Origin of the sequence: Alteromonas sp. MmMcT2-2 (genome assembly GCF_022348305.1) — a bacterium.
In the GTDB taxonomy this organism is placed as follows: domain Bacteria; phylum Pseudomonadota; class Gammaproteobacteria; order Enterobacterales; family Alteromonadaceae; genus Alteromonas; species Alteromonas macleodii.
Genome location: NZ_JAKRFA010000044.1, coordinates 15,141 through 27,068 on the forward strand (window position 1 = coordinate 15,141; position 11,928 = coordinate 27,068).

The 11,928-nt window shown below is 39.5% G+C and carries 4 protein-coding genes and 1 pseudogene; 3 read left to right on the forward strand and 2 right to left on the reverse strand.

Features of this window, described 5'->3' with window-relative positions; all coding sequences use genetic code 11:
• The first annotated feature begins 4 nt into the window (after positions 1-4).
• The 3 genes from MHM99_RS17880 to MHM99_RS17890 are packed head-to-tail and all read left to right on the forward strand — an operon-like array spanning position 5 to position 11,219.
• On the forward strand, positions 5-4,144 hold the full coding sequence (locus MHM99_RS17880; protein ID WP_187447625.1) for a protein kinase: 4,140 nt from the start codon (positions 5-7) through the stop codon (positions 4,142-4,144).
• A complete protein-coding gene (locus MHM99_RS17885; RefSeq protein WP_187447624.1) occupies positions 4,141-5,787 on the forward strand; it encodes a hypothetical protein in 1,647 nt (548 codons plus the stop codon). The genes MHM99_RS17880 and MHM99_RS17885 overlap by 4 nt, the downstream gene beginning before the upstream one ends.
• The gene (locus MHM99_RS17890) at positions 5,784-11,219 is read left to right on the forward strand and encodes an ATP-binding protein (RefSeq protein WP_239220246.1); all 5,436 of its coding nucleotides are present in this window, start codon (positions 5,784-5,786) and stop codon (positions 11,217-11,219) included. Before MHM99_RS17885 ends, MHM99_RS17890 begins: the two co-directional genes overlap by 4 nt.
• Positions 11,220-11,343: 124 nt before the next feature.
• On the opposite strand, the gene MHM99_RS21280 is transcribed toward MHM99_RS17890, so the two are convergent.
• Together MHM99_RS21280 and MHM99_RS17895 are read right to left on the reverse strand one after the other, a co-directional pair.
• Positions 11,344-11,469 (reverse strand): hypothetical protein, encoded by a 126-nt coding sequence (locus MHM99_RS21280; RefSeq protein ID WP_262385828.1) that lies wholly within the window; start codon positions 11,467-11,469, stop codon positions 11,344-11,346.
• 351 nt (positions 11,470-11,820) lie between these two features.
• A pseudogene (locus MHM99_RS17895) lies at positions 11,821-11,928 on the reverse strand (IS5/IS1182 family transposase); the annotation flags it as partial.

Consider the following 11,928-nt stretch of genomic DNA (forward strand, 5'->3'; position numbering starts at 1 on the left):
ATTTATGGCACAGGTATTTGCAATTGGTGAGGCGGTCAATGATGAAGAACGTAAAGCCATAGCATGGTTAAAGGATAAGTTACCAGACGATTATTTTGTTATTCATAGTTTTGAAGTAGAACAATTTGATCAGCTTTTTGAAGTGGATATCTGTGTAGTAGCTCCTCATGCTATTTATTTAGTGGATGCTAAGGGTATTCATGGACAGGTTGAGGTGGCCGGAAATAGTTGGCACACGACTCACACAAGCTATCGCTCGCCTTTACCTAAGTTGCGTGGTAATGCGAAATCGCTTTCGGGCCTTATTTGTAATCAAAATAGAGCCAATAAAGATCTAAAGAATATTTATGTTGATACAGCAGTTGTTTTAACAATTGATGACTGTATGTTTCTTGATCCTGAAGATAGAGAGCGTGGTCATGTAGTTTCTTTAAAAAACAGCACTCGTTTCTTCACCGATAGCCTCAGAATCCCAGAACGATTTGAACGCAACGTTACTAAGTATATTCAAATTATCGCTGAGGCCCTTGGCAAATCAGCCAAGAAGCGCAGTCATGGCGAGCGTTATGGTAATTGGGAAGTTGCTGAGACTTTAACGGTTAACGAATACTTCACTGAGTATCGTGCTTTTAATGTAACAGCCGGTCGTAAAGGTGGAACTGTTTTAGCAAAAGCATATAAGGCCGAACCGTATTTACCAGAAGATGATCGCGCCAAGCAAAAACGTCTGTTAGAAAATGCATATCGTGCCGTTTCAAAAATGCCACCTCATTCTGCCATTGCTGGTGTAAAGGACTTCTTTTCAACAGAAGCGCAAGACAAATACATACTACTTACGGACGATATTCCGGGCGATAGCCTCAGCTCAAAGTTAAAGGATAGCTCTTTTTTACTAACGTTTGATCAGAAAAAGCGTGTGGTGAAAGAGATGCTGGCTGCTTTGAATCATATGTGCAGACATGATGTGGTTCACAGAAATATCACGCCAGATAACATATTGATTGGTTTGGATGGTCAACCTAGACTGGTTGATTTTGATTATGCACGTATAGGTGCAGAAAGTACGACCACAATTGCAGATGAAGTCCAAGAACGAATTTCTAACCGTTATAAAGCTCCAGAACTATGGGCAGACAATAATGCCGCTAGTTGTGCCTCAGATATCTATAGCCTTGGGTTAGTTATATTTGAGCTATTTAGTGGTGATGCCGCTTTCGAGACTGTTACGCAAGCGATTGAAAAGTCATGTGTGCTGACTAATAAACTTAGTTCTACCAATAAGCAGTTACCGAGTGAATTTGATAATTGGCTTCAAGCTTTATGCCACAAAGAGGCTTCTGAACGTTTAACTGCTGAACTGGCCTTAGAAAAATTTAATGAATTGTGGCGACCTAAACAAGAAGCCCAAATGTCTGGTGAGGAAGTTGTTGAGCCTGTACAAAATAAACCGAAAAAAGTGGATCCAGCACAAACACCAGCAAACTACAAAAGGCTTAAAAACGGTTATCAATTATCCAATAAGTATGTTGTACAACAGCCACTAGGTAAGCCTGGCGGTTTTGGAGTTGTTTATAAAGTTACTGATACTTTTGGTGATGTATCGCGCGCCATTAAGCTTATTCTTCAAGATCGAGAATCTGTATTAGAACGCTTAAAGCAAGAATATAGGACATTATTGAAGCTACCTGAGCACCCGTATGTTGTAAAAGTTTATGATGCTGATGTTTTACCCAATGATGGACCTCCATATATTGTCTTTGAATATTTAGAAGGCTTAGACGTTGGCGAGCTAATACAGCAAAGGTCACTCACCACACATGAAGTGTGGACGATGGCTAAGCAAGTAGCGGAAGGGCTCAAGCACTTGCATGACCACAATATCTATCACTGTGATATTAAGCCGCAAAACTTGATATGGAAAGACGGTAAAGTTCGTATCATTGACTTTAATGTTTCTGTTGATGCAGAGGATTTAAGTCTAGGTGGTGGCTCTAGAAAATATCTTCCGCCAGATTTAAACATTACTGAGACTCCACAATCATTCGACTTAGTTGATAGAGATCTATATGCCCTAGGCATCACCTTGTATCGAGCTATGACGGGTGAATACCCTTGGGCAAATACTCAATGTCCACCACTCGACGAATTGGCGCGTCATCCAAGTGAATTCACGCAAAGTTTTAACTTAACGGACGACGTGTCGTCGGTTCTTCTAAAGCTTATTTCTCCTAAACGTGTTGATCGCTTTGAATCGGCAGACCAATTATTAGAAGCGTTAAATAAAGTACAGCAACTTAAAAAAGCTCAATTCCAGTCGGACGAGAGTACATCTCAATTTCATTTGCCACCGCTGGCTGATGGTTCAAATCCAAGCAAGTCAGCATTTCATGATTATATGCTGACTTTGTACAGTCAAAGCCGACATTCAAACAGTGGTACTCGTGGATTAGATGATTACGCGAAACTGATATATGTTGAAACATCATTAGATACTGAGTTAGCTCCAGCGGTTTTAGCTGGTCAATTACGTCTAGTCCTGATCACAGGTAACGCTGGAGATGGTAAAACGGCATTTCTTCAACAGCTAGAATCTTTAGTTGAAAAACAAGGTACAACTTTAACTTTAAACCCGTTAGGCAATGGTTGCTCGTTTGAATTAGATGGTCACAAATATATTACTAATTACGATGGTAGCCAAGATGAGGGTGATAAAGAAAATGAAGTCGTTCTCGACGAATTCTTCAATGCTTATCATGGTGATGATATTAGTAAATGGCCTCATAACGAAACTCGCTTGATTGCAATTAACGAAGGTCGACTGATAGATTTCTTGACGCAAAATGCCGATGAGTTTTCCGCACTAAAAATGCTAGTTGAAGAAAGTTTGAAAGATGGTTCCGTTAAAAATGAGGTCGCTGTTGTAAACCTAAATATGCGCGATGTTTTGGCTTCTACTGAAACTCAGAAAAACTCGATATTTGAACGCCTTTTAAAGAAAATGACTTCGGCGAAAGTATGGCAAGGTTGTGATTATTGTGCACTAAAAGACAAGTGCTATGTGAAACACAATGTAGATACATTCCGAGATGAGCAAACCGGTCCTAAAGTAATTGAACGGTTGGGATATCTATACAAGCTAACTAGTCTAAGAAACCAGTTGCACATCACTATGCGAGATTTACGCTCTGCATTAAGTTACATGCTAGTTGGAGAATACTCTTGTTCTGAAATTCAAGAGATTTATGCGAACGGTGAAGCTGACAAAATTTTAAGTGGGTATTACTTTAATTCTTGGTGTGGTTCAAAAAATACTCAGGACAGATTATTAAAATTACTTAGTGAAACTGACATTGCGCAAGGTTCTGATGTGCGACTAGATCGCGGTTTAGATTTTCTAGGACTAGAAGCCGTTGATTGGCTTCAGTTTGAACAACGAAGTGGACATGAAACTCAATTGCTTGAAAATGCACATCAAGCGTTACCTAGTGGTACGGCTTTAAGTCAGAGCAAAGAAAGATACCTGTCTCATCGACATGTCGTCGGTATGCTAAGGCGAAAAGCTTACTTTGAACGCAGAGGTGAAAACTGGAAAGGACTATTACCTTATCGCTCCGCAAAGTTACTTGTCAGCTATCTAGAAGGAGAATACTCCTTAGCTGAGGCTAAATCGTTAGCAATCAACGCTATTAACCGAGGTGAAGGATTACACAATCCGGCTTACTTTAACGGACAACTTGCTATGCAGGTGCGAAAAGTAAATCAAGGGACAATTAAGAGCTACCGATTATTCCCAGCTGATGTTTTTTCAATAGAAGTTAAAGACTCGGCCATGAAGTCTTCTTACATTGAACACAGTCCACAATCACTCCTACTTAAATATCAGGATGAAACAGGTTTAACCGCCGAGCTAGATTTAGATTTGGATCTATTTGAAATGCTTCAACGTCTAAATCAGGGTTATATTCCATCTGCTCAGGCCGAACAAAGTTTCTATTTAAGTTTAACAGTATTTAAAAACGTGCTCGCTTCAGCCCCTTATCAAGAGGTACTTTTGACTACGAATGGCCAAAAATACGAAAAAATTACACGTGACAGCGGTGGTGTTTTACAGCTAGAGCATTTAATAGCGGAGGCGCAGTCATGAAATTAGGAAAAAAAGATAAAGCTTTCCGCACTAATAAAGTAAGCTATTTAGATTATAAAATAGTTGAAATGGATCGCGTTTTAACTCACTTGTTCGCCAGGCTAAAACACAATGGTGCTTCTAGCAAGTTAAGTGCTAAAGGTATGACGGTTGATCTGTTCAAAGATGAGTTCTTAGATTCACGTAATGAAAAACATTTTAAGGGCTTTTCCCAAGCGCCAATTACCATCGAAAAATGGATAGAAACACATCTAGTCGATCTTATAAACCGAGGTAAAGCAAATGAGGCCGTAGCTGCGCCAAGACCCCTTCACGGTAACACTTACCTATTTAGAAATCCTAAAAACTGCCGAGATTACGGGGCTTCAAAACAAGTATACGAATTACTTTACCATGCTAAAAGTGGTCAAGCAGCAATCTCTAGGTTAAAGCAATTCTTTTTTGCCGGTGTTGATTCGTCTACCGGTCAATATGATTGTCATTCTCAAGTTGATGTTGAAACACAAGCATTATTACGACTTTCCGATCAGGTTAAATCTGATGCGCCGGATCATTCTGATTTACAAGATAGGTTTGCACCACTTAATCAACAGGCGGCTGATACTTTGGCTGAAGATATTATTAAGTTGATGACTTATCGTCAGTATATTCCGCGCTCAGTGATGGTTGAATACATTAAGAACCTGTTAGCCTTTCACTTAGCCTTATACCAGTTAAAGCTATTTAAGCTGTTACCAGCTCTAGCTAAGAGTAAGGGTAGAAACCTAGAAGAAGGTGAGAAACAACAAACGGCAATATTTGTTGATATGACAAATGGCACTAACAGTTTAACTCATCAAATGGCAGAGCAAAGCGCCACTTTACATTACAAGCGCATACCAGCGTTTATTAAAGCATATTTTGGTGTTAAGAAATTAGACGAGTTTGCTGAGTACTTGTCGAAAAAAGGTAAGCTTCCTGGTTCGAAATCGGTGAAGCAAATGCCGGTTACTGAACTGTTTAAATTACTTGAAACTCCTCTTGAGCAAGATCGAGAGCAATTCTTTGGGCAACGAAATGCTGGAATATTAGATACATCAGCATCGTCAGCTAGTGAATCTGAAGAGATACCACCAGAGTTACATGCGATAACACAACTAGGTTTGCCGGAGTTTGAAACGTACATAGAAATTTTACTTTTCGTACAAGGAAATGCTATTCGCTCAGGGATGGTTAAAAACTTAGATAGTTTTATGCTGAAAAATAAACCTGGTGCTTTGTTGGAGCAAAATAGTGGTAACCATGGCGGTAGGCGTTTTTGTTTAGATGGAAGGCTGCTTGAAGTTATGTTGCAACTAGCAGTGTTATCAAAAGGGGGGGATTTGGGGTTCCACACAAAAGAGCTGCGCGTTGACGAGCTACTGAGTTTTCTAAAGACTCGCTATGGCATTTTTATCGAATCCCTTCCAAAGACAGATGTGTTTTGCGATCAGTCGATTGATGTAAATAGTGCATTGAGAGACAACTTGGCAGGCTTTAAGCGACGCCTAAGGGAGATTGGCTTTTATAGTGATCTTTCAGATGCATATGTTACACAAACGATCACCCCTAGATATCAAATTGACGAAAAACAAAATAAAAAAGTACAAGGAAGTAACGCATGATTAAGGGAATTAAAACGGTTGTAAGTGCAGATATCGAAAAAAGCTTAATCACTGTACTTTTACCAAAATTAAAGTTGCTCCTTGAAACTCGAGGTGCAGGTCATTGCATGAAGGTTTCAGATTTAGATACCAGCTTGATGTATAAGCTTTGTGAGGAATTAGCTAAGTCAGTAGATAATAGTCAGGTAGTTGTTTTAGCTAATAATGCAGAGAAAAACTATTCTGTTACGAGCACAAAGCTAGTTGAGCTGAGAAACCCTGATGAGCAAGGTAATTTAAGGTCTCCATTACTTGTTTTTGTGCCAAATGAATTAAAAACTTCTTCTGAGGATTCGTTCGGCGAGGCGACGTTTGAGCATGTCGATATTACGGACGTATATTCATTAGCTTTTCAGTCGATTAAAGAACAGTGTCCTGCTTCCTTGTCACAATTGGTTGAAGAGATCGTTTTTATACTTAACGAAAAAGCATCGCTGAAAATAAATCCATATCAATGGCTTAGGTATATCTTAACAATTCAAGTAAACGACTTTGATCCTAGTGTTTTAGGAGCTGCTTTATATGAACTAGGACTGATACCTGATTTGGAATTGCACCAAGACCACTCTATGCTGGTGCGAAAATTAGTAAAGAACCATGAATCTATTCAATTAATCAATAAATCGGAAAAATCCGCGATTGCTACGGTTTATGACCTGCAGCTTGAGGGAGAAGACTTTAATAGAAAATTGGCGCTGTTTTTTAACGATCAGGAAAGCCTAATCAATAAAGCTTGGTGTAAACAGCTTGTTGTTGATAGTAATAATTGGCCTCTTACCTTTGATAAATGGCGATTTCAATACGAAGAAGAGGTAACTGACTCAGTATGTTTAACCGTAACTGAAATTGGATTGCCTGTAATTCCTGAAGATGAAAAAGATCCTAATTTACAGCAGTTAGTAGGTCAGCAAGTACTTACCGTTGGTCAGGGAGGAATCAAAAACTTTTCTGTGTCATTTTCGGTAGAGCCAAACCCTAAAGAAGTAAATGGCCTTGCGAAATACAAAGCTCAAGTATTTAGCCAACATGGCGATTTTGTTGGTTTAATTAAAGTTGGCAAGGCAACTGCTAAGTCAACAGTAACGATTAAATTTAATAAGTTAACAGGCATCGAGTGGGAAGAAGGCTGGCATTACGTAAGAGTTCAGGCATTTGACGAAAATGAAGAGTTATTATCTTTGGTTGATGGCGATCAAAACCCTATTCCTTGGGGAACTTCTAGTGCCGATGACGCAGGTTCACGAATCAATGAAAGTGAGTTGTTTTATGTGTTGCCTGCTGTTGAGGCAGAGGTAGAGCCACTTCCTGGTAGAAAAGTCAGGGAAGCGTCGTTAGCTCATGCAAAAATTAAAGCAGAATTTACTCAGGTTACAGAGACTAATAAGTTCGTTAACGCTGAAGTAATTGAGTCAAATTGGCAGGAAACAAAGAGTAAATCCGAATCCTTACTAAACATTAAGTTTAAAAAACGCGGAAGCATACAGGTCCCAGTAGCCACTTACTTGAAAGACTTTGAACAAAAGATACTTGCTAACCCTATGTCTGCAATTACCTGGCGGGTTGAGATTCGAAATGAACAAGCACAAGAACCTGGACCTGACATAGTTGATTGGCCTGTTAGTGATGTAGAGCAGCAATTTGAAAACTTTAAAAAAGCGCGTGAAAATTACTTTGCTTTAATTTCTCAGGGTGAAAAAGAGCTAATTTCTGTTGCTCATAATCATGTATCTACTTCAAATGAAGCATACAAATATTCTAAAGCTTATTTAGAATATTTAGCGGCAGTATTTCAAGTTACTGAAAATGGGAAAGACTATACAGCTGAGCTATCTGCTTTGCTTCGCTTAGATTCTATTTCTATCGTTATGTGGAATTACGACGGTAGTTACAAGCAAGCTATGGTGCTTGGGCCGACCCACCCTTTGAGGTGCTTGTGGTTAGGAGGTTGGTCGTCACTAGCTGAAACTTGGGCTAGACAAAGTGAGAAAGTAAGTAAAGAAATTGCAATTGGCAGTAAAAATAGTCTCCTAGAAGAACTTTCTTTGACTAATTTTCCTTATGTACTGCCTGACGCCCAAGGACAGCTGATGGTTGCGCTCGATAGTATTCATCCGTTTTGGAGTGTATTGGCATCAGCCCAAGAACGAGAGCCGCAGTCGCTCATCGACAAAATAAAAACTGCGCTTGGAATTAAAAATGATTATCAACAGGTTGGTAAGCAAAGTAGCACTTACTTAGCAAATAAGGTAGAGCGCTATTTAGTTCAGCACCCTTACGTTTCTTGTTTATCAATTAATGTGTTCAATGCTGGCTCCGCAAGTGCGGTTGCGGGAATGCTGTTGACACTTAGAAAGAAGCAAGAATTAAAACACATTTATTTTGATATAAGGTTATTTGTTGAAGACCCATACGCTTTAGAGGTAGGAGCTGAGCTGTTTAAACTGATTAACAGTAATGATGATTCCAATGGAGATAATGAGCTATTTCAATCTTCTGACAATCATTTAGTACCAAGGTTAAGTGTTTCATTAAGATCTATTTCTGAGTTTGAAGAAGCGCCAGAAGAGTTTAGTTCTCACTTGAGTATGTTATTTGATGTTTTCCCTGCTGAAGAGTTGTCGGTCATTAGGCCTCAAGCAGATGAACAAGTTGCTCCTGTGTACGGTTTGTATCAAGACTATTGCGTTGATTATTTTGATGAAAATGGTGTTGTAGCTTGGGACCGTCACACTCGCCATGGTGCTGCTAAAATGCTATTCGGTGGACAAGTCTCCTCAACTTTAGCAAAGCTTCCAAAAATGATGTCTGCGATTACAGCTTCTCTTGCAACAGGTAGCTTTTCATTGGAGCAAGTTCCAGTTGTTAGGTTGTCACTGGACTCAAAAGAAAGGGCATTGCTCAATCAGTTACATGAAGTAAGTGATTGGGTGTTTACAGTAGATCGAAACTTAGGAATAGAGTTCTTTGATCATGGTGGTAAAGATGGTCGACCTGATTACCTTATTGATCATAGCCCTGAAATGGCTTCTTCTAATACTCACAATTTTGTAATTACTTCGCGCTCGACGACAGAAATTGAGGCTTTGTTAAAAGGAACGTTAGAGCAACACCAAATAGTACCTGATGTAAATAAAGCAACCAGAGTGCTAGATTCCTTGAGAGCTTTGTCGGGAAGGCTGGCACTAAAACTTGCCTCGAATAGCGCTTCAAAATCAGAAGCTTTGGGCTTGGCTTTATCTAAGTTATATCTGGAATACCAGGGCGTCTTTAAAGAACAGGTTGTAGTACCTTTAGATGCCCATATAGAACTTTACTCTGAGCTGCAAAAGGCTGATGGAGAGTTAGGTTCGGAGATTAGCTTTAAGCGTACAGACCTAGCATTGTTTGATTTAGATGCATCTACACGCACAATCAGGTGTAACCTTATTGAAGTAAAATGCTATTCAGAAGTCGGTGATTTATCGAAGTATGAAACACTGAAAAAAAGTATTGCGGAGCAAATATCTGAGTCAGAAAAAGTTTTACAACGCCATTTTGACTTAGCGAGAACTTCTCCTGACAGACCAGATAGATTAGTTAAAACACAGAAACTTTGCGTTTTATTAGAACACTACCTCAAGAGATCTGAGCGATTCGGTTTGCTTAGTGCTGATGTGATTGAAGAAGCTAAGTTTTTGCTGAGAACCCTAGAGCAAGGATACAAGCTAGCAATAACTCGTAGTGCTGTTATTTTTGATTTTGGTCAGGATAACAACGGTGTTGAAAATGAAGTTGGGATTGAGTTTCACCGAGTAGGTAGAAATCACATTGATGAATTGCTTTCAGCTACGGGGCTAGTTGAGGACGAAGAGTTGTCAGAAGTAACGCTGGACACCATAGAGCTGTCGTTACCAAAGTTAACTTCTGCGGAATTTTTGCATAAAGAACGTGATAGAACTGTTTCGTGGAAAGAGTTGGTTTCTCAAGCGTCGATAGAGTTAGAGCCCTTAGTAGATGTCGAAGCTGAAATCGAAATAACTCGAACTAACATCATTGAGAATGAAGAGTTAAATACGGAAGCAGCTGACATAAAATCTACAAAAGAGCGTGAAGTAGTAAGTAGTTTTAATTCAAACAGTAATAATTCTGCAGAGCCAGAGCCAGAGCCAGAGCCAGAGCCAGAGCCAGAGCCAGAGCCACCAGTTGGAGAGGTGGATATTGTACCTCACGATATTGTATTGGGTGTCAATGGTGATTCAGGGCAGTTTGGCCTTCTTGGAGAAGTCCACGGGCGTAAAGTCGCCCTGGATTTAAATCATACCCACACTTTGAGTTTATTTGGAGTTCAAGGCGGTGGTAAAAGTTATACCTTAGGCTCTGTAGTTGAGATGGCAACCAAATCAATTCCAGCGATTAATACTCTGCATAAAGAGCTGGCAAGCGTAATTTTCCATTATAGCCAGACTCAGGACTACAAGCCCGAGTTTACATCTATGATTGCCGCAAATGACGACGCATTTCAATTAGAAAGGCTCAAAGAGGTTTATGGAGCAGAGCCGACGTCATTAGATGATGTTGTGCTGCTTACTCCTGAAGATAAACTTGATGAACGCCGTAAAGAATATCCTGGTATTGAGGTATTTCCATTGAAGTTTTGCTCTTCGGAGCTTCAGGCAGGCCATTGGAAATTCTTAATGGGGGCTGTTGGAAATCAAGCTGCTTATATTCGTCAATTAGGAAATATAATGCGAAAAAATCGGCGAAATTTGACTATTGAAGCGATCAGAAATGGCATTCAAAACTCCAGCTTATCCGATGCGTTAAAAGACTTAGCTGATATGAGACTCGATTTTGCTGAGCAGTATATTGATGACAAATTAAGTGTAGCATCATTGATCCGACCAGGCAGAATGATAGTTGTTGATATTAGGGATGAATTTATAGAAAAAGATGAAGCTCTAGGATTATTTGTAGTTCTTTTACAAATCTTCTCAGAAGCAAAATATCAAGATCAAACGTTCAATAAGTTAATTGTTTTTGATGAGTGTCATAAATACATTGATAGTCCTGATTTAGTGAAGGGCTTGGTTGAAACCGTGCGTGAAATGAGACATAAAGGTACTAGCGTGATGATAGCTAGCCAAGATCCTCCTTCAGTACCTGTAGAGCTCATTCAGCTGTCTTCACAGATTATTTTGCATAAATTTAATGCTCCAGATTGGCTGAAGCATATTCAAAAGGCTTGTATTGGATTAAAAACATTAACACCTGAAAAGCTAGGGTCGCTTAAGCCAGGCGAGGCTTACATTTGGTCAAGTAAAGCCAATGATAATGCTTTTGTTAGTGACGCAATGAAAATTCAATGTCGGCCAAGAGTAACAAAGCATGGCGGAGATACTTTGACAGCTATTTAGGTAAGTTCGTCGAATCGTCAATTCAGTGTGTTGAAGATAATTAGGTGAACTTGAACAGCGATTCCAGAATCACTGTTCACACACTGAAATGGAATATGTATTGAAGGCGGAAAATAAATCATCGTTATAAATTTCGTGTAGAAAAATAGTTTTCTACATCGAAACCGAACTCACTATTTATAGCGGCGGGAATATCTCTCTCACTTAGCTCTGTTGAAGAGAAAGTCTGTGGCATTTGACGGGAAATCATTACCATGCTCCCCATTCACCACATTTAGGACACTTTATATTGAACGGCTCGATGGCTCTTGCTGAATGATACGTCCAATAAGTGCCATTCTTGATAAGGCGTGTGTTAGTTTGATTGCAATGATTGAAGCTCATAAAGTGATTACAGTCGTTACATTGCATCCAAACAGATCTATGGGTTCGCGAGATAGGCTTTCCGAATCGAGTGTTATTTGATTTTGATTTAACTTGCAGGTCAGAAGAACCACACCGAATACAAAAAGGGACAGCGGAAGTTCTATCATCACGCCGCTCGCTGTTCAAAGTATTTGCGTCTTCTAGGGCCTGTTGATCTTTGCTGTACATATTTCACTCAGCAATACATAGGTAGCCACATCATTGAAAATGCCAGTGACACCATACTGGCATAATTCCTCGCCAATTTTTCATACCTAGTTGATATTGAACGATAATGTTTAAT